Source organism: Streptomyces sp. YS415 (assembly GCF_023544665.1).
Classification (GTDB): Bacteria; Actinomycetota; Actinomycetes; order Streptomycetales; family Streptomycetaceae; genus Streptomyces.
On record NZ_JAMJFL010000017.1, the window covers coordinates 1 to 23268 of the forward strand.

Here is a 23268-nt window from a genome sequence, read left to right on the forward strand (position 1 = left end):
GGGTCGGTCCTGACCGGGTGCCGGGGGGCGGGGCGCGGGGCGGCTCCCCGCGGATCGGCCGCTGCGGGGCGCGGAGCTGCCCCTCGCGGGTCGCTTCCCGCCGGGTGCCGGGGGGCCGCCTCACGCGGGTCGGCCCCGGCCGGGGGGCGGGCTGTGCCACGCGGGTCGGTCCCCTCCGGCTGCCGCGCACCCGCACCGGTCCCCTCCGGGCGCCGCGCCACCCCGTGGGGGTCCGTTCCCAGGGTGCGCTGTACGGGCGCCCCCTGCTCACCGGCCCCCTGCGGGCGCTGCTGCGATGCGCCCCGCGCGTCGGTCCGAGCCCCTGCGCCCGGCGACGCACCGGCGCCCTGTGCAGCACCGGAGCCCGCCTGGGCACCGCCCTTCGACGGCGTACCGGAGCCCGGCGCCGCGCCGCCCTCGGGCTGCGCACCGCCCCCCGGCTGCGCACCGGAGACCGGCGACGAACCGGAGACCAGCGCCGCGCCGGAGCCCGGCAGGGACCCCGGCCGGGCGGCCTCGGCCGTGCCGCCCGCCACGGTCTTGCCGGGCTCCTCGCCCTGGCCCCACCAGACGACGCCCGCCACCAGCGAGACGGCCACCGCGACCGTTCTCGTCAGGCGGTAGGCGCGCGTCCGGAACCAGGGCCGGCGCCCGCGCCCGGGGGGACGCGGCGCGGCGGCCTGCGGCCCGGCGCCCGCGAGGGGCGCGGGGCCGCGTCGGGGCGCCGCCTGGCGGTGGGGTGCGGCCGGCCGCGACGGCCTCGCCGCACCCGACCGCCCACGGGCCCCGGCACCCGACCGCCCACCGGCCCCAGCTCCACCTCTCCCGGCACCAGCCCCGGCTCCCCCGGCCCCGGCCCCGCCTCTCCCAGCGGAGTGCTTACGCTCCATGCGGGCGGCGACGGAGTCGGAACCACACCACCCCGCTCACCGCGGCCAGGCCCACGGCGGCGGCGCCGGCGACCGGGGCGAAGGCGTCGTCGCGCGCCATGCCGCCGCCACCGGCCGGCGGACCGCCGTTCGGCACGGGGGGCGCCGTGGGCTTGGACACCGGGCAGTTGACGTTGAACAGCTTCTGCTTGCCCACACCGTGACCGAGGTTGGTCTTCCAGGTGAGCTTGTACTGCCCGTTGGGCAGAGCGAGCGGGATGGTCTGCGCGCTGCGGGTCTGCCCGACGGTGACCGTGTTGTCGGGGTACGACGCGTTGGGCAGCTGGCCGCCGCCCGTAATCGGAGGCTGGGTTTTGACGGTCCAGGTGACCACCTCGCTGGGGGCGAAGTTCAACGCGGCGAGGTAGAAGTCGCAGACCTGGGGCTCGTCGCGCTGGTCGTCGAGGGGGGTGCCCACCTTGTGGATCTTGATGTCCCCGGTGTCACCGGCCGGCTGGGCGAGGGCGGCGGGGGCTCCTACGGCCGTCCCGGCGAGGGTCAGGGCCGCGAGGGCGGCGGCGCGCGCTCCGGCGCGGCGTGGCAGAGACGTGGTGGGCATGCGAGTCCTCCGAGTCGGATGATTGTCGTACAAATCCTGCTTCATCTGACTCTTTGTCACATCTCGCCCGCCGAGGGACGAAGCCGCGCCCTACGACCCGTCAGTCATCCCTCTTACGGCTCACAGCCGCCCGGGACCGGCGAGCCCACGGCGGCCTCCCCGCGCGCGCTCCTCGCGGGCCCTGCGCGGGTCCCGGCGCCCGCACCGCGACGCCCGCCGACGCCAGCAGCAGCACGCCCAGCATCACGAACGGCGCCGCCACTCCGGCGACGCCCGCGACCAGGCCCGCCGTGGCGGGCGCGGCGACCTGGCCGAGGCGGTTGCCGGTCAGCCGCAGGGCGAGGGCGGTGGAACGGGCGCCGTCGGGGGCCGCCTGGACGACCGTCGTCATGGACAGCGGCTGGCCGACGCCGAGGCAGAACCCGAGCGCGGCGAGGATCAGGGCCAGCGCCCACACCGGCACCGGCAGCGCGACACCGGCGCACAGCACGGCCGCCAGCAGACAGGTGACCGTCAGCAGGGCGGCCCGGCCGAGCAGGCGGAGCAGCGGTGTCAGCACCAGTCGGCAGGCGATGGTGGCCGCGGCGCGCAGGCTCAGCAGCAGCCCGATCACCGAGGGGGCGATGCCCCGGTGCTCGCCGACCACCGGGAGGTAGGCGGTGAGGACGTCGGTCGCGGACAGCACGGAGAGGCTGATCAGGATGCCCGCCGGCACGCCCCGGCTGCGCAGGATGCGGTGGACGGGGACCCGTTCGCCCTGCCGGGTACGGGAGTTGGGCGCCGTACGACGGTCCTCGATGCGCCACAGCGAGGTGAGCGCCACCGCTGCCCCCGCGCCCGCGACGAGCAGCGCCAGCGCACTGGTGCCCGCCATGTCCCGGCCGCCGATCAGCGCGCCCGCCGCGACCGGGCCGACGAGCTGGCCGAGGGAGGCGCCGATGGTGAAGTGGCCGAAGTTGCGGTCCTGTTCGTGCGGGGCGGACTGGCGGGCCACCAGGGACTGGGCGCCGATCACGAAGGAGAGGTGACCGAGGCCCATCACCCCGCTCCACAGGGCCATGGTCCACAGCGAGTCGGCCAGACCGCTCAGCGCGCAGCCGCCCACTATCAGGACCACACCGGCCGGCAGCAGGGGCGCGCAGCGGCCGTGGTCGGTACGGCGGCCGAGGGGGACGGCGGCGAACAGCGGGAGCAGCGCGTACACCCCGGCGATGACGCCGACGGCCCGCTCGTCGGCGCCCAGCGCCAGGGCCCGGTAGGAGACGGCGGGCCGGGCCATCGACACCGCCCCCTGCGCGAAGCTGAAGGCGATGACGAGGCGGAGCAGCCAGCCGCGGTTCCCACCGGGCCGCACGATGACGTCGTCCATGGAGCGGTCAGATGATGCCGAAGAGGATGCCCGCGCCGAGGATGACGAGGCAGGTGGCCGCGGCCCACTTGACCACGAACCGCGTGTGGTCGCCGAAGTCGACCCGGGCCATGCCGACCAGGACGTACACGGCCGGGACGAGCGGGCTCGACATGTGCAGCGGCTGGCCGACCAGCGAGGCACGGGCCATCTCCAGCGGGGAGACCCCGTGCGCGGCGCCGGCCTCGGCGAGGACCGGCAGGACGCCGAAGTAGAAGCCGTCGTTGGACATGAAGTAGGTCAGCGGAAGACTCAGCAGGCCGGTCACGAGCGCCATGTGCGGGCCCATGCCCTCGGGGATGACGTCCACCATCCAGGTGGCCATGCTGTCGACCATGCCGGTGCCCTGGAGGACGCCGGTGAAGACGGCGGCGGCGAAGACCATGCCGGAGACGTTGAGGACGTTGTCGGCGTGGGCGGCGAGCCGGGCGCGCTGGTCGGGGATGCGGGGGAAGTTGACGGTGAGGGCCAGCGCGGCGCCGAGCAGGAACAGCACCGGGATGGGCAGCCACTCCAGGATCATGGCGGTCAGGAGCACGACCGTGAGCAGCGCGTTGAACCAGTAGAGCCGCGGGCGCAGGGTGGCCCGGTTCGGGTCGAGGCCCTGGAAGCCGTCGTCCTCGGCCTCCGCGCCGGTGCCGGAGCCGGCGGAACCGGCGGGCGGCGTGCCCTGGCCGGCGCCCGTGCCCACCAGCACGGTCTCGGTCTCCTTCTCCGTCTCCTCGACCAGCACCTCGTCCAGCGTGAGCACACCGAGCCGCTTGCGCTCGCGAAGACCGAGCACGTACGACAGCACGAACACGAAGAGCAGGCCGACCAGGAGCGCCGGGATCATCGGGACGAAGATGTCGCTGGCGTCCAGCTTCAGCGCGGTGGCGGCGCGGGCGGTGGGGCCGCCCCAGGGGAGGGTGTTCATCACGCCGTTGGCCATGGCGGCGACACCGGTCAGCACGACCAGGCTCATCTTCAGGCGCTTGTACAGCGGGTACATCGCCGAGACCGTGATCATGAAGGTGGTCGAGCCGTCGCCGTCGAGGGAGACGATCGCCGCGAGGACGGCCGTGCCGACGACGATCCGCATCGGGTCGGCCTTCGCGAACTTCAGGATGCCGCGCACGATCGGGTCGAAGAGGCCGACGTCGATCATCACGCCGAAGTAGACGATCGCGAACATGAGCATCGCCGCGGTGGGGGCGAGGCTGGTGACGCCGTCGATGACGTAGTCACCGAGGTGGGCGCCCTTCCCGACGAAGACGCAGAACAGTGCCGGGATCAGCACGAGCGCCGCGATCGGCGACATCTTCTTCATCATGATCAGGACCAGGAAGGTCGCGATCATGGCGAAGCCGAGGATGGTCAGCATGAAATGGATACCTAACGTTCGCCCTTGAACATCCCACCAGGGCCGGCGGTGCGACGACGTTAGGTCTCTTCAAACCGCGTTAACAAGACGTTGACGTGCGAGCAATAAGCGCAAAACTCCAGGTCAGGGCTTTGCTCAGGTCACCGGGGTGAGCTGGACGGGGAATCCGTTGAGGACGGCGTTGCCCGACAGCGGGTCGAGCAGACTGCCGTCGAGGAGCTGGTTGACGTTGGCGCCGGGCTCCTTGCGGGCATGGCTCAGCCGGGTCCCGGGCCGGTCGTGCCCCCAGCCGTGCGGCAGGCTGACCACGCCGGGACGCACGGCCTCGGTGACCTCCGCGGGCGCGGTGACCTCTCCCCCGGCCCCCTTCAGCCGTACGGCGGCCCCGTCCCGCACGCCGAGCCGTTCGGCGTCGTCGGGGTGGATGTGCAGGGTGCAGCGGTTGCTGCCGCCGGTGAGGGCGGGCACGTTGTGCATCCAGCTGTTGTTGGACCGCAGATGGCGGCGGCCGACGAGGACGAGCCCGTCGGGGCGGCGCTTGAGGGCTTCCCTGAGCCGGGGCAGGTCGTCGGCGATCGGCTCGGGCAGCAGCTCGACCTTTCCGCTCCTGGTCTTCAGCGGCTGCGGCAGCCGGGGCCGCAGCGGGCCGAGGTCGATGCCGTGCGGATGCGCCAGCAGCTGGTCGAGGCTCAGCCCGTCGGGCCGGGCGCCGAAGCCGTCGCCGTAGGGGCCGAGGCGGAGCATCATGTCGAGCCGCCGCTCCGGTCCCGTGTCGCCGCTGAGCCGGTCCTGCAGCTCGCGCGGGTCGCGGCCGTGGACCGGGGAGTGCGGCTCCTTGACCGCCTTGCCCAGGGTCTGGTCGATGACGAGCTGGTCGACGGCGGCCGGATCGGCGCCGTGCATCCCGCTCGCGGCGAGGACCAGCCGGGCCAGGATCTCCGTCTCGGCCATGCGGCCGGGCTCCAGCGGGACGGCGGCGCGGGTGTAGCGGACCTGGTTGCGCACGGCGAGGGTGTTGAAGGCGAAGTCGTGGTGCGGGCTCTGGGAGGGCGGGGGCGGCGGGAGCACGACCGTGGCGTGGCGCGAGGTCTCGTTGAGGTAGGGGTCGACGCTGACCATGAAGTCCAGGGCGTCCAGCGCCTTGTCGAGCCGGTCGCCGTCGGGGGTGGAGAGCACCGGGTTGGCGGCGATGGCGATGAGCGCCCGGACGGGCTCGCCCCGCTCGGTCGGGGTGTCGATCTCCTCGGCGAGGGCGGAGATCGGCAACTCCCCCTTCGCTTCCGGGTACTGGCTCACCCGGGAGTGCCAGCGGGCGAGCCGGAAGCCGTGGCCGGGGCCGGCGGGCCGGGGGGTCCGGTCGGTGGCCGCCTGCGGGAAGAGGGCGCCGCCGGGGCGGTCGAGGTTGCCGGTGAGGATGTTGAGGACGTCCACGAGCCAGCTCGCCAGGGTGCCGTGGGCGACGGTGCAGCTGCCGATGCGGCCGTAGACGGCGGCGGTGGGCGCGGCGGCGAGTTCGCGGGCGAGCGTGCGGATCGTGTCCGCGTCGACGTCACAGGCGTCCGCGACGGCCTCGGGGGTGAAGTCGCCGATGGCGGTGCGGAGTTCGGCGAGCCCTTCCAGATGAGGGGTCAGCTCCCCCGTACCGACCAGGTCCTCCTCGAACAGCACGGCCGCCATGGCGGCGAGGAGCAGCGCGTCGGTGCCGGGGCGGACGGCGATGTGCCGGTCGGCGAGCTTGGCGGTCCGGGTGCGGCGCGGGTCGATGACGGTGAGGGTGCCGCCGCGGGCCTTGAGGGCCTTGAGCCGGCCGGGGAAGTCGGGGGCGGTGCACAGACTCCCGTTGGACTCCAGGGGGTTGGCGCCGATCAGGAGCAGGTGGTCGGTGCGGTCGAGGTCGGGCACCGGGATGGCGTTGGCGTCGCCGAACAGCAGGCCGCTCGACACATGCTTGGGCATCTGGTCGACGGTGGACGCGGTGAACAGGCTGTGGGTGCCGAGGGCGCCGATCAGGACGGGCGGGTAGAGGGCGCCGGCCATGGTGTGGACGTTGGGGTTGCCGAGGACGATCCCGACGGAGTGCGGCCCGTACCGCTCGACGACGGACCGGATCCCCGCGGCGACGGCGTCGAAGGCCTCCTCCCAGGTGGCCTCGCGCAGCACGCCGTCCTTGCGCACGAGGGGCCCGGTGAGGCGGTCCGGATCACCGTCGACGGCCCCGAAGGAGGCCCCCTTGGGGCAGATGAACCCCTTGCTGAACACGTCGTCCCGGTCCCCCCGGGCCGCGGTGATCCGGCTTCCCTCGACGGTGAGCGTCAGGCCACAGGTGGCCTCGCACAGGGGACAGATGCGCAGAGCGGTGCGGGACACGGGTCCTCCTGGGGCGGCGGCAGCGGCGCGCGGACGTGACTGCGAGCATACCGACCGGTAGGGATGCTGGGGAGGGGGTGCGGGAGACAGGTCGCGAAGACGCTGCTCCGGGCGGCCCCGACCTGGGCTCCCGTTCAGCCCAGAACCCTCGCCAGATACGCCCGCAGCAGCTCCCGCGCCTCGCCGATGATCCCCTCGTCCCCTTCCGGGGCGACCCGGAAGGCGAGGTGGACCAAGGTGTCGGCCGTCTCCACGGCGACCAGGAAGACGCGGCGCAGCTCCTCGTCGGGGGTGCGGCCGAGGTAGTCGGAGAGGAGTTCGGTGAGGCGGTCGGCGACCCGGTGGTTGGGTTGCGCGGCGCGGGTGCCCACCGGTATCTGGTTGCCGAAGTCGACCAGGGCGAAGCCGGGGGCGGTGCGTTTCATCAGCAGGTACTCGTCGAGTACGGCGTCCATGGCCGTCCGCCAGTCGCGGACGGCGCCGGCCGCCAGGCGCTCGGTGACGCGGTCGGCGTAGCGGTCGAGGTTGCGCTGGGCGAGGGCGTCGGCCATCTGGCGCTTGTTGCCGAAGAAGCGGTAGACGGAGCCGATGGGGACGCCGGCGCGCTGGGCGACCGCGCGGGTGCTCAGGCCGTCGTAGCCGACCTCGTCGAGGAGGCCGGCGCAGGCGTCGAGGATCCTGGTGAGCCGTTCGGCACTGCGTCGCTGGACGGGCGCGCGGCGGAGCGAGGTCGCGTGGGGCACGGGCTTCATGATGCCTTTCCGGCTCGGTCCGGTGAACCTTGCCCTCCTGTACGGACGCCGCTGTCCCCTGCACTCAAGTACGGCTCCGCCCCGGAAGCCGTGATGTCGGCCGTGCTCTCGACCGGCTCCCCGTCCACCGCCCACACCGTGCCGTCGTCGGCGTAGAGCCGGGCGGTGACGTGGTGCGTGCCGCGCGGGACGAGTTCGGCCGGGAGGCGGTACTCGGGGGTGCGCAGCTCGGCGATCGGCCGGCCGTCGAGATAGAGGTGCGCCACACCCCGGCCGGCCACCGGGACCTCCTTCGTGCCGGCGGGCGAGAAGCGGAAGCCGCGGACGGTCAGCCGCACGTCCCAGCTCTCGTCGGCGTTGGGCTGCACCTCGATCCGGACCTCGGGCGCCTGGTCCTCGTCCACCTCGCGGTAGAGCCGGCCCTCCTCGTCGGCGTCGTCGAGCAGCTCGCCGACCGGCGAGGCCGACTCGCCGTTCCCCTGTTCCTGTGTGCCACTGGAGCCGCAGCCCACGGATCCGGTCAGCAGCAGGACACAGACCGCGAGCGCGGCGAGCAGCGCCCGCGTCCACGACATGCCCGGGAGCGTAGAACACCGGTCCGACACGGCGGATCCCCCTGAGGTCTGGTTCGGGTCGTCCCTAGTGAGGAGAACCCGAGTACCACCCCTGCACCTCTTGCGCCCGCCGAGTCACAATCCTACGGTGATGCATAGGATTGATGAGGGCGAGGGAGCGATCATGAGCAGGGACGTGCGGAAGACCGCGGAGGGGCTGTCGTATCTCCAGGGATTCGGCAACGAACACAGCTCGGAGGCGGTGCCCGGGGCCCTGCCCGAGGGCCGCAACTCACCGCAGCGGGCGCCGCTCGGGCTGTACGCGGAGCAGCTGAGCGGTTCGGCGTTCACCGAGCCGCGGGCCCACAACCGCCGCTCGTGGCTGTACCGGATCCGCCCCTCCGCGGCCCACCCGGCGTTCACGCGCATGGACAACGGCCCGGTCCGCACCGCGCCCTTCACGGAGTCGGTGCCCGACCCCAACCGGCTGCGCTGGAACCCGCTGCCCGACCCGGCGCCCGGGACCGACTTCCTGGCCGGTCTGTGGACCCTCGGCGGCAACGGCGACGCGACCCAGCGCACCGGCATGGCCGTGCACCTCTACAGCGCCAACGCCTCCATGGACCGCGTCCTCAGCGACGCCGACGGCGAGCTGCTGATCGTCCCGGAGCACGGCGGGCTGCTGCTGCGCACCGAGTTCGGGCTGCTGCACGCCGAGCCGGGACATGTGGCGCTGATCCCGCGCGGGGTGCGCTTCCGGGTCGAGCTGCTGGACGGCACCGCGCGCGGCTACGTCTGCGAGAACTACGGCGCCCCCTTCCAGCTCCCCGACCTCGGACCGATCGGCGCCAACGGCCTCGCCAACGCCCGCGACTTCCGGGCACCCGTCGCCGCGTACGAGGACGTCGAGGGGCCGGTGGAGGTCGTCAACAAGTTCTGCGGCAACCTCTGGCGGGCCACGTACGGCCACTCCCCGCTCGACGTGGTCGCCTGGCACGGCAACCACGTGCCCTACGTGTACGACCTGCGCCGCTTCAACGTCATGGGGACGATCTCGTACGACCACCCGGACCCGTCGATCTTCACGGTCCTCACCTCCCCCTCGGACACGCCGGGGCTGGCCGGCGTCGACTTCGTCGTGTTCGCGCCGCGCTGGCTGGTGGGCGAGGACACGTTCCGGCCGCCGTACTTCCACCGGAACGTGATGAGCGAGTACATGGGCCTGATCGAGGGCGCCTACGACGCCAAGGCGGAGGGCTTCGTGCCGGGCGGGGGCTCGCTGCACAACATGATGTCGGCGCACGGCCCGGACCGGGAGACCTTCGACCGGGCGAGCGCCGCCGAGCTGAAGCCGCAGAAGATCGACGACGGACTGGCGTTCATGTTCGAGACGCGCTGGCCGGTGACCCTGACCGCGCACGCGGCCGAGGCGGAGCACCTGCAGCGGCGCTACGACGACGTGTGGCAGGGCCTCGAACGCCACTTCCGCCCCTTGCACTGATCAATTCCTGCCGGTACGGATGACCCCGTGACCTCCTTCGCCCCGGACTCCATCGTCCTCAACCGCAAGCTGCCGCTCTGGTACCAGGTGTCGCAGTCGCTGCGCGCCTCGATACTCGGCCGCCGGCCCCAGGACCCGCTGCGCCTGCCCACGGAGGAGCAGCTGGCGGGGCACTACGGGGTGAGCGTGCTGACCATGCGGCAGGCGCTGAAGGAGCTGGAGGACGAGGGGCTGATCAGCCGGCACCGGCGCCGGGGCACGTTCATCGAGCCGCATGTGCAGCGGGGAGCGCCGGTGCGGCTGCTGGGGTCGGTGGACGCGATCGTGGCCCAGCAGTCGGGGATGACGACCCGGATGCTGGACCACGGCAAGGGGCCGGTCCCCGCCGAACTCGCCGAGTACTTCCCGGATCCCGGCGAGGTGGGGACGTACCACCGCCTGCGCAGCGACGAGAAGACGGGTGAGCCGACCAACCACGCCCGCAACTACGTCCGTCCGGAACTGGCCGCCCGTATCGACCCGGCGGACCTGGCGCGCTGGCCGATGACGAAGGTGCTGCGCGATGTCGTCGGGGCGGACATCAGCCGCATCACGGACACGGTGGAGGCGCGGCTGGCGGAGCCGGAGACGGCCCGGCTGCTGGAAGTGCCGTTGCTGAGCCCGATCCTGCACTACACGGGCGTTACGTACGATTCGGCCGGACGTGTGCTGGATGTGGCGGTCATCAACTACCGGGGCGACCGCTTCTCGTTCACGGTGACTCTCGACGCGACGTAACCGGCCACGTCGTACGATGCCCAGCGTGACGCGCGACGACGCTCCGCCGCTGGCGGACCTCATGCCGTGGTCCGTCGCACCGCTTCGGCTGGGCCGGGGGTGGCCGACGGGCCCCGACGCGACCTGTCTGAAGGCCCGCTGGGACGCCTTCGTCAAGGCGGAGGGCCCCGACCGGGAAGCGCTGCTGGAGCCGACCCGCTCGCGCACCCTGCACTCGGCGGTGGGTCAACTGCCGGGCCACCCGGGCGGTACGGAGAAACTGGTCCGCGCCTCGGGCCCGTGCCCGGAACCGGTGCGGGTGCTCCGCGCGCCCTTCGACGAGCAGTGGCTGATCCCGGACCACCGCCTGATCGACGCGGCCCGGCCGGAGCTGTGGCGGGTGGCGGACGACCACCAGACATTCCTGGTCGAGACCCCCGGCCGGCTGCTCGCCACCTCCCTCCTCCCCCTGCTGCGCCCGGGCCGGATCCGCCCCCTCTACCGCCGCCCCGGCGGCACGGAACCCAACCTGGCCCCGGGCCTGCTGGACCACCTGGCCTCCCGCCTCGGCCTCTCCCCCACCCCCGCCGACCTCCTGGCCTGGACCCTCACGGCGGCCCGCCCGGACCTCACGGTCCCCCTCCCCGACGACCCCCAGGTGTGGGCGCGGGGCGTGGAGTGGGGCCACCGCGTCCTGTGGCTGATGCGCCGCGACGGCGACCGGCCCAAACTCCCCGGCGGCCGCCGCCCGTACGTCCGGGCCCCGCTCCCCTCCCGTCCGCTGACTCTCCTCTACGACCGCGAGGAGGAGGCCCTGCACCTGGACGAGGGCCGCATCTCCCCGGTGCCGCCCGAGGCCTGGGACTACGAGATGGACGGCGTCCGCGTGCTGGAGCAGTGGTTCACGGTCCGTACGGCCGAGGCGGCGGAACCGGGCACCCTGGCGGCGATCCGCCCGCCGACCTGGCCGCAGGCGTGGACGTCGGAGCTGCTGGAGCTGATCACCGTGCTCGCCCTGCTGGCCGAACTCCAATTGCCGCAGGAGGATTTGACGTCCGGGATCACCGCGCGGGAGCTGCGCGAGGCGGGCGTGCTCCCGGTACCGGAGTCGGCACGCCGCCCGGCCTCGGTGCTCGACGGCCACGAGGAGGGCCCCGAGGGCCAGCTCGCCCTGATCTAGGCCCCTCCGAGTTCGAAGCAGCCCCAGGGGCGCCGGCCGCCCCCACGGCGCCCATGGCGCCGGTCGCCCGCCGCCAGGCATGATCGCCCGCATGGAATCTCAGCCGCTTCCCCTCGCCGGGGTCACCGTCGTCGCCGTCGAGCAGGCCGTCGCGGCCCCCTTCGCCACCCGGCAGCTCGCCGATCTGGGCGCCCGGGTGATCAAGGTCGAGCGGATCGACGGCGGTGACTTCGCGCGCGGTTACGACACCGCCGCCCGCGGTCTCGCCTCGCACTTCGTGTGGTGCAACCGCGGCAAGGAGTCGATCGCCGTGGACCTGAAGGACCCTCGCGGCCTGGACGTCGTACGACGCCTCGTGCGTGACGCGGACGTCTTCGTGCAGAACCTCGCCCAGGGCGCCGCCGCCCGGCTCGGCCTGGACGCGGCCACTCTGTGCGCCGCGCACCCGCGCCTGATCGCCGTGGACATCTCGGGGTACGGCGCCGGCGGCCCGTACGCCGACAAGCGGGCCTACGACATGCTCGTGCAGTGCGAGGCGGGCCTGGTGTCGGTGACCGGGACGCCCGCGCAGCCTGTGAAGGCGGGGATCCCGGCGGCGGACATCGCGGCGGCCATGTACGCCTTCTCCGGCGTGCTCGCGGCGCTGGTGCGCAGGGGCGTGACCGGGCGGGGCGGTCCGGTGGAGGTGTCGATGCTGGAGTCGCTGGCGGAGTGGATGGGACATCCGCTGCACCACACCCTGCACGGCGGCACGGCACCGGCGCGCACCGGCCTCGCGCACGCCGTCATCGCGCCCTACGACGCCTATCCGACGGCGGACGGGGGCCGGGTGCTGCTGTCCGTGCAGAACGACCGGGAATGGCGGCGACTGGCCGAACAGGTACTGGGACGGCCGGAGTTGGGCAGCGACCCGGCCTTCGCCACGAACGCGGCGCGGGTGGCGCACCGGGAACGCACGGACGAACTGGTCGGGCAGGCGCTGGGCGCGCTCGGCACGGACGAGGCGCTGGCGCGTCTGGAGGGGGCGGGTCTGGCGTGTGCGCGGTTGCGGGATCTGCGCGAGGTGGCGGACCATCCGCAGCTGGCGGCCCGGGAGCGGTGGCGGGAGGTGGGATCGCCGGTGGGACCGCTCAGGGCGCTGCTGCCGCCCATCACGCTGCCGGGCGGGGACGCGGCACGCATGGGGGACGTGCCCGCGCTCGGGGAGCACACCGAGGAGCTGCTGCGCGCCGTGGGAATGACGGACGACGAGATCGCAGCGCTGCGCCGGGACGGTGTGGCCGCCTGAGCGCGGGGCGCGAATGCCTAGTGGCCGCCGAACAGCGAGCGGCGCAGCCGGCGCAGCGGCGCGAAGAGCGAGACGCGACGGACCCGCGCCCGCCGGTCGCTCTGCTGACGCACGGGCTCACGGGCGGTCAGCTCACGCATCAGCAGGGTCGCCTCGGCCGTCTCCCGCTGCGGCACGGCGGGACCACCCAGCACCGAGAGATGGCGGTCGAGGCGCGAACTGGTCGCACTGCTCCCGCAGGTGATCGCAGGGACCCTGGCCCTGCTGCGCACTGTTATCTGTTCCATGTCACTCCCCACCCGTACGAGTCCACCCGGCCCGGGCAGGGTAACCCTATCGCCCCCTCGGGGCACTCGTGTATCGCGGTCACAGGATTCACCTTCCCCGTAAGGGTGTTGACGACTCATCCATGATTACTCTCCGAATCCGACAGATTTCAGGGCGAGTTGGACAACCGGCTGAGTAGTGGGCTGCGGCGAGCCGCCGTCCGGCTCGACGGTCACAGCCAGTGACGTGGCGGAGGTGTCCAGTCCGGACGCGACCAAGGGCGTGTCACCGTCGAAGAGCCCGAGGGAGCGCGGTTGCGCGCCCGGGCGCATGAGCCACAGTTGGCGCACCCGGTCGCCCGGAAGGTCGCCGTAGCCGCCGAGGGTGATCACCGCGCTCCCCTCCGACGCGGAGGCGATCACGCCGATGCTCCGGCCCTCGGCGTCCCGCCCGGTGCTCGCGCGCGCGTCCGGAGCGGCGAGAACGTGGGCGATCTCACGTGCCTGCGCCCGCTCGGCGTCCAGCTGCTCCTGCTGCCGGTTCGCCTGTACGGCGAACAGGGAGGCGACGACGAGGGCAGCGGCGGCCGTGGCGGTGGCGAAGGGCGCGAACAGCGGCCGCCTCGCCCGCACCCGGCCCGGCGGCGGCCGCGTCCCCCACACGTGCGGCGGCAACTGCGGCTCCCGCGCCCGCACGGGCTCCTGAGCGGTCGTCCGTACGGCGGCCAGGACCCGTTCGCGCAGCGCGGCCGGCGGCGGCGCGGACGTCGACCAGGCCAGCCGTACCGCGTCCTCGGACAGGGTCCGTACCTCCGCGGTGCAGCGCTCGCACGTGCGCAGGTGTTTCTCGAAGCGCACGCGCTCCCCCGGTTCCAGGGCGTCGAGGGCGTAGGGGGCGGCGAGGGAGTGGAGGTGCCCACGGCGGAAGAGGCTCATGCGGCACCTCCGAGGCACTCACGCAGCCGGGTCAGTCCGTCCCGCATCCGGGTCTTCACCGTGCCCAGCGGCAGGGAGAGCCGCTCGGCGACCTCGCGGTAGGTGTAGCCGTCGTAGTAGGCGAGGGTGACGGACTGCCGTTGCAGGGCGGTCAGCCGGTCGAGGCAGCGGCGCACCCATTCGCGCTCCAGGCCCGCCTCGACCTCCTCGGACACCTGGTCGAAGGCGGGGTGATGGGACCGCCGTGCCTCGCGCTGCTCGCGTTCGCCGGCCGCGCGGGCGCTGCGCACCCGGTCCACGGCCCGGCGATGGGCGAGGGTGAGGATCCACGACAGGGCGCTGCCCCGGCCGGGGTCGAATCGCCCCGCGGACCGCCACATCTCCAGCAGCACCTCCTGCGCCACCTCCTCCGACTGCGCCGGGTCCCGCACGACCCGCCGCACCAGGCCGAACACCGGCCCCGACACGATCCCGTACAACTCCTCGAAGGCGAGCTGGTCCCCGCTCGCCACGAGCAGCAGCAGCTCGTCCGCCTCCAACTCGCCTCCCCCTCCCGCGAGACCGCATCTCGGCCGTCCCGTCCCACGAGGTATTCGCAACGCACCCACCTCCGGATGGGGTTACGGATCAGCGGGCCGAAAACGCGGGTCGGCGGGGCGCCGAATCAGTTTCGCCCCGGACCAATCCGCCCGGCACCCCGCTCCGAATCCCGGTGCGTCAGGCAAGCTGAACCGAGGACGGACGGCATGACACCAATCTCCAGGAGCGGCGCGGGACGCGCGAGTGTCGCGACCCTCATCTGTGGGGCGCTGGCCGCCGGTGGGCTCGCAGCCGCCGGCGTGACCGCGCTGGAACCGGGGGCGGCCGCCGCCTCCAGCCACCGGGAGGCCCCGCTGATCTCGGGGACCCCGCAGTACGACAACACGGACGTGTACGCGTTCGTCAGCCCCGACAAGCCGGACACGACGACGATCGTCGCGAACTGGATCCCCTTCGAGGAACCGGCCGGGGGACCGAACTTCTTCACGTTCGCGGAGGACGCGCAGTACGACCTGCACATCGACAACAACGGCGACGCGCAGGGCGAACTGGTGTACCGGTTCACCTTCCGGACGCACGTGAAGAACAAGAAGACGTTCCTGTACAACACCGGGCCCGTCGAGAGCCTGGACGATCCCGACCTGAACATCACGCAGACCTACGACGTCGAGCTGCTGCGGCTGAAGAACCAGCACCTGGTGTCGCGGACGAAGGTCGCGAACGACGTGCCGGTGGCGCCGTCGAACGTCGGCAAGGCGTCGATGCCGGACTACGCGAAGCTGCGTTCCCAGGCGGTCCATGAACTCGCCGGTGGCGCCACGTCGTTCGCCGGCCAGGCCGATGACCCCTTCTTCCTCGACCTGCGGGTCTTCGACCTGCTGTACGGCGGGGATCTGAGCGAGGTCGGCAACGACACGCTCAAGGGGTACAACGTCAACTCCATAGCCCTCCAGGTGCCCACGCACATGATCACGGAGTCGGCCGAGCAGCCGATCGTGGGGATCTGGTCGACGACCCAGCGCAAGAACGCGCGGGGGCACTTCACCCAGGTGTCCCGGCTGGGCATGCCGCTCGTGAACGAGGTCGTCAACCCGATCAGGGACAAGGACAAGTTCAACGCGAGCGCGCCCTGGAACGACGGGCAGTTCCTGAAGAACGTGACCGAGCCGGAACTGCCGAAGCTCATCGAGGGGATCTACAAGATCCCGGCGCCGGCCGAGCCGCGCAACGACCTCGTCGAGGTGTTCCTGACGGGCGTGAAGGGACTCAACCAGCCGCCGCACGTACGTCCCGCGGAGGAGCTGCGGCTGAACACCTCCATCGAGCCGGCCGCCGAGCCGAAGCGGCTGGGCGTGCTGGACGGGGACAACGCCGGGTTCCCCAACGGGCGGCGGCTGACCGATGACGTGATCGATGCGTCGCTGCAGGTCGTCGAGGGTGAACTGGTCGGCGCCAAGAACGACTTGGGGGACGCGGTCGACAAGAACGACAAGGAGTTCGAGAAGGCGTTCCCGTACGTCGCGCTGCCGACGGAGGGGTCCCGGGGGCCCCTGGCGAAGGGGACGTCCGGGGAGAACGACGTGCGCAACCAGCTCGGCGACGCGTTGTCCTCCGGAGGTTCGGCGGACGACACCACGCTGATCGCGGCTTCCGCGGGGGCGGGGGCCATCGGGGTCGTTCTGGTCGGGGCCGGGCTGCTGTGGTGGCGGCGGATGCGGGAGCGGGCCTACTAGGCGCCGTCGGGGTGCGGGGGTCGTTGTCGGGTGCGGCTTCGTTGTGGCTGGTCGCGCCGTTCCCCGCGCCCCTTACGGGCGTATTCCTACCGTTTCATCGTCAGTGATCTAGGAGAGGGCATGACATCGCGCGTCCGACTTGGGCTTTGTGGCGGACTGCTGGCTGTTGCGCTCACCGCGGGGGCCGTTGCCTTCGGAGGGGGCCAGGACGCTCCGGGGCGTGGGGTCTCTGCTGTGTCGCCGGTGGCGCTCAGGTCCGGTGACCTTGGGGCGCTTCAGGAGCATCTGCGGCGCCAGCCAAGGGACTTCACCGGCTGGGCGGCCCTGGGGCTCGCGTATGTGGAGCAGGCCCGCACGACCGGCGACGCCTCCCGCTACCCGCAGGCCGAGCGGGCCCTGAAGCGGTCGCTCGCGGTGGAGCCCGGCAACGATCCGGCCCTTGCCGGGCAGGCCGCCCTGGCCGCCGCCCGGCACGACTTCCCCGGTGCGCTCAGGTACGCCGACCGGGCCCTGTCCGCCAACCCCTACAACGAGCGCGCCCTGGCCACCCGTATCGACGCCCTCGTCGAACTCGGCCGCTACGACGACGCCGCACGGGCCGCCGACACCGCCGACGCACGTCGGCCGGGCGTCCCCGTCTTCACCCGGTACGCCTACGTGCACGAGCTGCGCGGAGACGTGCGGACCGCGCGGCGCGTCCTGGAGCAGGCCCTCTCCTCCGCCACCGCGCCCCCGGACGTGGCGTACGTGGCCACGCAGCTCGGCCAACTCGCCTTCCAGCAGGGCGACTACGAGGAGGCGCTGCTGCAGTTCGCGCGCGCCCTCGGCGCCGACGACTCCTTCCTGCCCGCGCTGGAGGGACGGGCCCGCGCCCAGGCGGCCGGAGGGGACCCGGAAGCGGCCGTGCGGGGCATGGAGGCCGTCGTCGAGCGGTCACCGCTCCCCGGGCCGCTCGTCCTGCTCGGCGAGCTGTACGAGGCCGACGGCCGGGAAGAGCGCGCCCGCGACCAGTACGCCCTCCTCGACGCCTGGAGCGCGCTCGCCCGCGCCAACGGCGTCAACGCCGACCTGGACACCGCGCTCGCCGCCGCCGACCACGGCGACCCCGCCACCGCCCTGCGCGCGGCCCGCGCCGAGTGGGACAGGCGCCGCACCGTGCACACCGCGGACGCCCTGGCCTGGGCGCTGCACCGGAGCGGCCGGGACGAGGAGGCGCTGCCCTACGCGCGCCGGGCCACGGCCACCGGCTACCGCAACGCCGCGTTCCTGCACCACCGCGGCATGATCGAGCGCGCCACCGGCCACGAGCGGGACGCGAGGAAGCACCTGTCGGCGGCCCTGCGCCTCAACCCGGGCTTCTCCCCCCTCGGCGCCCGCGAGGCCCGCGCCGCGCTGAAGGACCTGGAGGCGGGCGAGTGACCCTCCGTCGAACGGTCGCCTCCGCGGCGGCCCTGCTCACGGCCGTCGGCGCGCTCCTGCTGGCCGGCTCCCCGTCCGCGAGCGCGCACCCCCTCGGCAACTTCACGGTGAACCGGTACGACGGACTCGTCGCCGCGCCCGGCGTCCTGCGCGTGGACCATGTCGAGGACCTCGCCGAGATCCCGGCCACGCAGGCGAAGCCGGACGTCGAACGGCTGGGCCTCGACGCGTGGGCCGGACGGCGGTGCGCCGCCGCCGCCCGCGACAGCGCCCTCACCGTGGACGGCCGGAGCGTCGCCCTCACTGTCGGGACCGCTCACGCGCGCCGGGGGCCCGGACAGGCCGGGCTCGACACGCTCCGCGTCGAGTGCGTGCTGTCGGCACCGCTGCCCGACGCCGACAGCCTGAAGCTCGGCTTCCGGGCCGCCGGCGCGGAGTCCGGGCCCGGCTGGCGGGAGATCACCGCACGCGGCGACCGGATGACACTCACCGTCTCCGACGTACCCGAGGAGTCGCTGTCCCGGGAACTCACCGACTATCCGGCGGAGTTGCTCTCCTCCCCCGCCGACACCCCGGCCGCCTCCCTGACCGTGCGGCCGGGCGGTCCCGCGCTGGCCGAGGAGGAGCGGGACGCGCCCGCCGCCTCCGTGCTGCCGCGCGGCGCCGACCGCTGGACGCGGGCCCTGGACTCCCTGGTGGCCCGCAACGACCTCACCGTCGGCTTCGCCGCGCTCGCCCTGTGCGTCGCGGTCGGCCTCGGCGCGCTGCACGCCCTCGCCCCGGGCCACGGCAAGACGCTCATGGCGGCGGTGGCCGCGGCCCGCGGTGGCCGCGCCCGGATGAAGGACGTCCTGCCGCTCGCCGCCTCGGTGACGGTCACCCACACCCTGGGCGTGGTCGCCCTGGGCCTGCTGATCACCGCGGGGTCCACCGCGGCACCGTCCGTGATCGCCTGGCTGGGCGTCGCCGGCGGCGCCCTCGTCACCGCCGCCGGCGCGACGCTCGTACGGCGGGCCTGGCACGCCCGCGGCCACCGCCACGCGCACACCCCGGCCCACGTCCACGAGCGCACCCCGGTACTGGCCGGCGCGCACACCCACGAGCACGCCCACCCGGTCACCCACACCACCCATGCCACCCACACCCACGGTGGCCACACGCACACCCACGCCACCGCCCCCACCGTGCGCGGCACGATCCTGCTCGGGTTCGCCGGAGGGCTGGTGCCCAGTCCCTCGGCCGTCGTGGTCCTGGTCGGGGCCGCGGCGCTCGGGCACGCCTGGTTCGGGCTGCTGCTCGTCGTGGCGTACGGGATCGGGCTCGCGCTCACCCTCAGCGCCGCGGGGTTCGCCGTGGTGCGCCTGGGGGCCGGGGCGAGCCGGGCGCTGGAGCGGCGCCCGCGCTGGGCCGCCCGTCCGGCGGCGGCCCTGGTCCGCCGTACCGCACCGCTGGTGTCCGCGGTGGTCGTCGTAGCTCTTGGGGTCGGATTGGTGTGCAAGGGGGCGGCATCCGCACTCGGTTGAGCTACTTTGTGAGGAAAAGGAGATTTCGCGCGCATGCGAATGGGGGCGCCCGTGTCCGACGCACCGGGCAGTGAACGAGTGATCGCGGGCCGCTACCGTCTCCTGTCCCCCCTCGGCGAGGGCGGCATGGGGACGGTCTGGCGCGCCCGGGACGAGGTGCTGCACCGCGAGGTCGCCGTCAAGGAGGTGCGGGCCCCGCACGGTCTGCCGGCCGCCGACGTGGAGCGGATGTACGCCCGTCTGGAGCGCGAGGCGTGGGCGGCGGCCCGGGTCGCGAACCGGAACGTCGTGACGGTGTACGACGTGGCCCTGCAGGGCGGCCGGCCGTGGATCGTGATGGAGCTGGTCCGCGGTATCTCGCTGGCCGAACTCCTGGACGCCGAGGGCCCGTTGTCCCCGCAGCGCGCGGCGCACATCGGGGCCGAGGTGCTGGCGGCACTGCGGGCCGCGCACGGGGCGGGGGTGCTGCACCGGGACGTGAAGCCGGCCAACGTCCTGCTGTCGAACGACGGCCGGGTGGTGCTCACCGACTTCGGGATCGCGACGGTCGAGGGCACCTCCGCGCTGACGATGACCGGCGAGGTGATCGGCTCGCCCGAGTTCCTCGCCCCGGAGCGGGCGCTGGGCCGCAGACCGGGACCGGAGTCCGACCTGTGGTCGCTCGGCGTGCTGCTGTACGCGGCCGTCGAGGGCAACTCCCCGTTCCGCCAGGACACCCCGCTCAGCACCCTGCGCGCGATCGTCGACGACGAGCTGCCGGCGCCGCACCGGGCGGGCCCGCTCGCGCCGGTGATCGAAGGGCTGCTGCGCAAGGACCCCGCCGAGCGGCTGCCGGCGGAGCGGGCGGAGGAGGAGCTGCGGATCGTCGGCGCGGGCGGCACCCCGCGGGCGGGGACGGTGCGGGCGTCGCCGTACGCCCCGACCCTCGCCGGGCACCGGCAGCCGCCGCCGACCCCGCCGCTGCCCTATGCGGCGGCGCCCACCGCTGCCACTGGTGCCACCGCTGCGGAGCGCCCAGGCCGGAACCGTCGGGCCGCCGTCGTCCTGGTCGCCGGTCTCGCGGTGCTCGCGCTGGCAGTGGCCGGTCTGATGTACGCGCTGCTCAACGGCGAGAGGGACGGCGACCGCGGCGGGAGCGGCACCACCAGCCAGGCGCAGACGGAGGCGGAGGCGACCCCCTCCGAGAGCGAGGAGGACAGCGCCCCGGAGCCGACGCCGAGCGAGACGCGGACGGAGTCGAGCCCGCCGCCGCAGTCGGTGGAGGTGTCGCTGGCCGGATCGCACACGGAGTACGAGGGTTCCTGTCCGCCGCCGGAGGGCGAGGCCCCGGCCTTCACCGCGACGTTCACCGTGGGCCGGCTGCCCGCGGAGGTCAGCTATCGCTGGGTGTCGCGGGACGGCGAGGTGATGGACCAGGGCTGGAAGACGCTGTCGTTCCCCGAGGGGGGCTCCCGCACCAAGGAGGACCGGGCGTTCGTGACCACGTACGACGACAGCGGGACGTTCGAGAACGAGATCAGTGTCGAGGTCCGGGACCCGGTGGAGACGACATCCGACCCGGTCGCGTTCTCGGTGACCTGTGTGACGGAGACCCCGACGGGCGGGGTCTCCCCTTCCCCTTCGCCGAGCGACTGAAGGATCAGGCCGCGCTGTTGAGGACCGGCAGATAGCCGCCGGACTGGCCGGCCGCGGTCGGGTGGTACGAGTCGCCGATGTTGAGCCAGTTGACACTGTGCAACCAGGAGCTGCCGGAGCAGATCTCGTGGCCGGTGAAGGTGGTGCGGACGTCGCCGAACGTGAAGGAGTGCGCGGCGGCGCGGCGGGCGACGGCGGCGTCCAGGTAGTCGGCCGCGTCGTTGATGGCCTTGCGCTTGGTCTCCGACAGGCCGAGGCAGGCCTGGCCGAGCTTGTAGAAGCGCGGGTAGCCGAGTACGACCACCCGGGCGGACGGGGCCTTGGCGCGGATCGCCGAGTAGACGCTGTCGAGCTTGCCCGGGAGCGTCGAGTCGACATACGCCTTGGCGGTGTTGATGCGGGAGATGCAGGAGCTGTCGGACTGGAGCACACAGGTCGTCATGACGTCGGCGAACCCGGCGTCGTTGCCGCCGACGCTGATGGAGACCAGGGCGGTGCTGGAGCTGAGCGGGCCCATCTGGTTGGCGAGAACATCACCCGTTCGGGCGCCGGAGCAGGCGGTGAAGGCGAACGACGAGGGTGAGTTGGCGGCCGCCCAGAGGTACGGGTGGGCCTTCGTGCTGCGCTTGCAGTCGCCGCTGGAGCCGATGTAGCTCCCGGCGCCGACGCCCGAGGCGTAGGAGTCGCCGAGGGCCACGTACGGGCCGGGGGCTGCCTGGGCCGCGCCGGCGCCGGTGAGCACGGTGCCGGCGGCGAGGAGGAGTGAGCTGACGTAAGCGGCGATTCGGGAACGTCTCATGGAACCTCCCTTTAGCAGGATTGCTGCCATAACTGTGGTAGCAGCTACGCGTGTTGACGGGAAGTGTGCATGTCAACAATTCAGCCGCGCGCCCCCCGCGCCGTCTTGACGGCCGCCGCGGGCCTGCGCCACATTGAAGCCCGGCATCCGGCGCTTCGGGGGGCAAAGTCGCCAATGCAGACGTTCAGGCTGAAGACATCTTCATCGGACGGCGTTCAGCGCGTGCGACCGGGCCCTGAGGACCTGGCGCCGCTGCTGGCGGGCGCCGCGACGGCCGTGGGGGCGGCCGGAGCACTGCTCGCGCTCGCCGGCAGCGACTCTCCGCTGCGCGGCCCGCTCACACTGTTCTTCCTGCTCGCGGCACCGGCCGCGGCCATCGCCGCCGCCCTGCGCGGGCTCGAACCCTTCGGCCGGACCCTCGCCTCGCTGGCGGGCGCCGTGGTCGTCAACATGCTGGTCGCCCAGGGGATGCTGACCCTGCACCAGTGGTCGGCCACCGGCGGCATCGTGGCCGTGACCGCGCTGAGCTCCCTGCTCTTCCTGCTGGTCCTGGCACGGCGGCTGCACGGCCGTACGGAAAGAAAGCGGAATCCCTGACGTGGACATCAGCGTGTACCGTCCCGGCGAGCTGACGGCCGCCGACCGGACGGCGTGGACGGCGATGCAGTCCAAGGCCCATCTGCACGGGTCGCCCGAGCTGGCCAACCCCTTCCTGTCACCGGAGTTCGCGCTGGCCGTCGGCCGCTGCCGCTCCGGCGTGCGGATCGCCGTCGTACGCGAGTCCGGCGAGCCTGCCGCCTACTTCCCGTACCAGCGCACGGCCGGCGGAGTGGGCCGGGCCGTCGGGCTCGGGGTCTCCGACGCCCAGGGCGTGGTGCACCGGCCCGGTTTCACCTGGGACGCCCGCGACCTGCTGCGTGCCTGCGGGCTCGCGGTCTGGGAGTTCGACCACCTCGTCGAGGGCCAGCAGGCGTTCCGCGCCGGGGCCACCGGGACCTTCCCGTCGCCGGTCATGGACGTGGAGCAGGGTTACGAGGCGTACCTCGGCGAACTGCGGGAGCGAGCGCCGAAGTTCACCCGGACCACGCTCGCCAAGGAGCGCAGGCTGGGGCGCGACCACCCGGGCGTGCGGTACGTGCACGACGAACGGGACCCGGCGGCGCTGCACACCCTGATGGGCTGGAAGTCGGCGCAGTACCGCAGGACCGGGCGCAGCGACCGGTTCGCCCAGGACTGGATCACCCGCCTGGTGGAGCAGCTGTTCCACTCCCGCACCGAGTCGTTCGCCGGGGTTCTGTCGGTGCTGTACGCCGGGGACAAGCCGATCGCGGCGCACTTCGGGCTGCGCAGCGAACGGGTGCTGGCCTGCTGGTTCCCGGCGTACGACCCGGAGTTCGCGAAGTACTCCCCGGGCCTGGTGCTGCACCTGCGGATGGCCGAGGCGGCCGCCGCTGACGGCATCGCCTACCTGGACCTCGGCCGGGGCCAGAAGGAATACAAGGACTCCCTGAAGTCACGCGAACTCAGCGTGGCCGAGGGGTGGGTGACCCGGCGTCACCCGGTGGCGTTCGGGCACCGGGCACGCCGTGCCCCGGTACGGGCCCTGCGCAATGTCGTGGTGTCCCGGCCGGAGCTGTTCGAGCCCGCCGACCGGCTGCTCAAGAAGGTGGGAAAGATCAGGTCAGGTCGGTTGTAACGGATAAACCGTCAAAAACGTGAGGCCTCGTTCCAGGTCTTGCCATACAGGAGCAATCGTCAAT

At 73.2% G+C, this 23268-nt stretch carries 20 protein-coding genes and 1 pseudogene; 10 read left to right on the top strand and 11 right to left on the bottom strand.

From position 1 onward, the window contains the following. From M8H82_RS21895 to M8H82_RS21925, 7 genes and pseudogenes are all read right to left on the bottom strand, one after another. Positions 1 to 599 (bottom strand): annotated as a pseudogene (locus tag M8H82_RS21895) (hypothetical protein); the annotation flags it as partial. A gap of 280 nt (positions 600 to 879) precedes the next feature. After that, entirely contained in the window at positions 880 to 1488 is a 609-nt protein-coding gene (locus M8H82_RS21900; protein WP_250076568.1) for a hypothetical protein, read from the bottom strand. A 100-nt stretch (positions 1489 to 1588) separates the two neighbouring features. Further along, positions 1589 to 2857: an MFS transporter gene (locus M8H82_RS21905; protein WP_284049192.1), complete on the bottom strand. Its 1269-nt coding sequence runs from the start codon at positions 2855 to 2857 to the stop codon at positions 1589 to 1591. Positions 2858 to 2864: 7 nt separating this feature from the next. Beyond that, on the bottom strand, positions 2865 to 4259 hold the full coding sequence (locus tag M8H82_RS21910) for a CitMHS family transporter (protein WP_250076569.1): 1395 nt from the start codon (positions 4257 to 4259) through the stop codon (positions 2865 to 2867). Positions 4260 to 4394: 135 nt separating this feature from the next. Next, entirely contained in the window at positions 4395 to 6626 is a 2232-nt protein-coding gene (locus M8H82_RS21915; RefSeq protein WP_250076570.1) for a molybdopterin oxidoreductase family protein, read from the bottom strand. 134 nt (positions 6627 to 6760) lie between these two features. Beyond that, on the bottom strand, positions 6761 to 7378 hold the full coding sequence (locus M8H82_RS21920) for a TetR/AcrR family transcriptional regulator (protein ID WP_250076571.1): 618 nt from the start codon (positions 7376 to 7378) through the stop codon (positions 6761 to 6763). Further along, positions 7375 to 7953: a hypothetical protein gene (locus M8H82_RS21925; RefSeq protein WP_250076572.1), complete on the bottom strand. Its 579-nt coding sequence runs from the start codon at positions 7951 to 7953 to the stop codon at positions 7375 to 7377. The genes M8H82_RS21920 and M8H82_RS21925 overlap by 4 nt, the downstream gene beginning before the upstream one ends. A gap of 163 nt (positions 7954 to 8116) precedes the next feature. Between M8H82_RS21925 and hmgA the strand changes: the two genes are divergently transcribed. The 4 genes from hmgA to M8H82_RS21945 all read left to right on the top strand — a co-directional run bounded on the left by hmgA (position 8117) and on the right by M8H82_RS21945 (position 12657). Then, positions 8117 to 9433, top strand: coding sequence for a homogentisate 1,2-dioxygenase (hmgA, locus tag M8H82_RS21930; RefSeq protein ID WP_250076573.1), 1317 nt, complete (start codon positions 8117 to 8119; stop codon positions 9431 to 9433). A 27-nt stretch (positions 9434 to 9460) separates the two neighbouring features. Then, the gene (locus tag M8H82_RS21935; RefSeq protein ID WP_250076574.1) at positions 9461 to 10210 is read left to right on the top strand and encodes a GntR family transcriptional regulator; all 750 of its coding nucleotides are present in this window, start codon (positions 9461 to 9463) and stop codon (positions 10208 to 10210) included. A gap of 16 nt (positions 10211 to 10226) precedes the next feature. Next, positions 10227 to 11369 carry a type ISP restriction/modification enzyme gene (locus M8H82_RS21940; RefSeq protein WP_250076575.1) on the top strand — a complete coding sequence of 381 codons (1143 nt, stop codon included), beginning with the start codon at positions 10227 to 10229 and terminating at the stop codon, positions 11367 to 11369. A 91-nt stretch (positions 11370 to 11460) separates the two neighbouring features. Continuing rightward, positions 11461 to 12657, top strand: a complete 1197-nt coding sequence (locus M8H82_RS21945; RefSeq protein WP_250076576.1) for a CaiB/BaiF CoA-transferase family protein — start codon at positions 11461 to 11463, stop codon at positions 12655 to 12657. A gap of 17 nt (positions 12658 to 12674) precedes the next feature. Here M8H82_RS21945 and M8H82_RS21950 read toward each other — a convergent pair whose 3' ends face one another. The 3 genes from M8H82_RS21950 to M8H82_RS21960 all read right to left on the bottom strand — a co-directional run bounded on the left by M8H82_RS21950 (position 12675) and on the right by M8H82_RS21960 (position 14398). Then, positions 12675 to 12944 (bottom strand): hypothetical protein, encoded by a 270-nt coding sequence (locus M8H82_RS21950; protein WP_250076577.1) that lies wholly within the window; start codon positions 12942 to 12944, stop codon positions 12675 to 12677. 126 nt (positions 12945 to 13070) lie between these two features. Continuing rightward, the gene (locus tag M8H82_RS21955; protein WP_250076578.1) at positions 13071 to 13859 is read right to left on the bottom strand and encodes an anti-sigma factor domain-containing protein; all 789 of its coding nucleotides are present in this window, start codon (positions 13857 to 13859) and stop codon (positions 13071 to 13073) included. After that, entirely contained in the window at positions 13856 to 14398 is a 543-nt protein-coding gene (locus M8H82_RS21960) for a sigma-70 family RNA polymerase sigma factor (RefSeq protein ID WP_250076579.1), read from the bottom strand. The genes M8H82_RS21955 and M8H82_RS21960 overlap by 4 nt, the downstream gene beginning before the upstream one ends. Positions 14399 to 14605: 207 nt before the next feature. Between M8H82_RS21960 and M8H82_RS21965 the strand changes: the two genes are divergently transcribed. From M8H82_RS21965 to M8H82_RS21980, 4 genes are all read left to right on the top strand, one after another. Next, complete coding sequence (locus M8H82_RS21965) at positions 14606 to 16132, top strand: DUF4331 domain-containing protein (protein ID WP_250076580.1); 1527 nt, start codon at positions 14606 to 14608, stop codon at positions 16130 to 16132. 243 nt (positions 16133 to 16375) lie between these two features. Beyond that, positions 16376 to 17551 carry a tetratricopeptide repeat protein gene (locus M8H82_RS21970; RefSeq protein WP_250076581.1) on the top strand — a complete coding sequence of 392 codons (1176 nt, stop codon included), beginning with the start codon at positions 16376 to 16378 and terminating at the stop codon, positions 17549 to 17551. Next, a complete protein-coding gene (locus M8H82_RS21975; protein WP_250076582.1) occupies positions 17548 to 19074 on the top strand; it encodes a nickel transporter in 1527 nt (508 codons plus the stop codon). Before M8H82_RS21970 ends, M8H82_RS21975 begins: the two co-directional genes overlap by 4 nt. A 33-nt stretch (positions 19075 to 19107) precedes the next feature. Further along, entirely contained in the window at positions 19108 to 20709 is a 1602-nt protein-coding gene (locus tag M8H82_RS21980) for a serine/threonine-protein kinase (RefSeq protein WP_250076583.1), read from the top strand. A 4-nt stretch (positions 20710 to 20713) separates the two neighbouring features. On the opposite strand, the gene M8H82_RS21985 is transcribed toward M8H82_RS21980, so the two are convergent. After that, complete coding sequence (locus tag M8H82_RS21985) at positions 20714 to 21508, bottom strand: SGNH/GDSL hydrolase family protein (protein ID WP_250076584.1); 795 nt, start codon at positions 21506 to 21508, stop codon at positions 20714 to 20716. Positions 21509 to 21730: 222 nt separating this feature from the next. On the opposite strand from M8H82_RS21985, the gene M8H82_RS21990 reads away from it, so the two are divergent. After that, positions 21731 to 22105, top strand: coding sequence for a hypothetical protein (locus M8H82_RS21990; protein WP_308293270.1), 375 nt, complete (start codon positions 21731 to 21733; stop codon positions 22103 to 22105). A gap of 1 nt (position 22106) precedes the next feature. Further along, positions 22107 to 23204, top strand: coding sequence for a GNAT family N-acetyltransferase (locus M8H82_RS21995; RefSeq protein WP_250076586.1), 1098 nt, complete (start codon positions 22107 to 22109; stop codon positions 23202 to 23204). Positions 23205 to 23268: the final 64 nt, after the last annotated feature.

Excerpts from the sequence above, each read along its gene's own strand:
- M8H82_RS21900 (WP_250076568.1), bottom strand. The coding sequence starts at position 1,488 with ATGCCCACCACGTCTCTGCCACGCCGCGCCGGAGCGCGCGCCGCCGCC.
- M8H82_RS21905 (WP_284049192.1), bottom strand. The coding sequence starts at position 2,857 with ATGGACGACGTCATCGTGCGGCCCGGTGGGAACCGCGGCTGGCTGCTC.
- M8H82_RS21910 (WP_250076569.1), bottom strand. The coding sequence starts at position 4,259 with ATGCTGACCATCCTCGGCTTCGCCATGATCGCGACCTTCCTGGTCCTG.
- M8H82_RS21920 (WP_250076571.1), bottom strand. The coding sequence starts at position 7,378 with ATGAAGCCCGTGCCCCACGCGACCTCGCTCCGCCGCGCGCCCGTCCAG.
- M8H82_RS21925 (WP_250076572.1), bottom strand. The coding sequence starts at position 7,953 with ATGTCGTGGACGCGGGCGCTGCTCGCCGCGCTCGCGGTCTGTGTCCTG.
- hmgA (WP_250076573.1), top strand. The coding sequence starts at position 8,117 with ATGAGCAGGGACGTGCGGAAGACCGCGGAGGGGCTGTCGTATCTCCAG.
- M8H82_RS21940 (WP_250076575.1), top strand. The coding sequence starts at position 10,227 with ATGCCCAGCGTGACGCGCGACGACGCTCCGCCGCTGGCGGACCTCATG.
- M8H82_RS21945 (WP_250076576.1), top strand. The coding sequence starts at position 11,461 with ATGGAATCTCAGCCGCTTCCCCTCGCCGGGGTCACCGTCGTCGCCGTC.
- M8H82_RS21950 (WP_250076577.1), bottom strand. The coding sequence starts at position 12,944 with ATGGAACAGATAACAGTGCGCAGCAGGGCCAGGGTCCCTGCGATCACC.
- M8H82_RS21955 (WP_250076578.1), bottom strand. The coding sequence starts at position 13,859 with ATGAGCCTCTTCCGCCGTGGGCACCTCCACTCCCTCGCCGCCCCCTAC.
- M8H82_RS21965 (WP_250076580.1), top strand. The coding sequence starts at position 14,606 with ATGACACCAATCTCCAGGAGCGGCGCGGGACGCGCGAGTGTCGCGACC.
- M8H82_RS21980 (WP_250076583.1), top strand. The coding sequence starts at position 19,108 with ATGCGAATGGGGGCGCCCGTGTCCGACGCACCGGGCAGTGAACGAGTG.
- M8H82_RS21985 (WP_250076584.1), bottom strand. The coding sequence starts at position 21,508 with ATGAGACGTTCCCGAATCGCCGCTTACGTCAGCTCACTCCTCCTCGCC.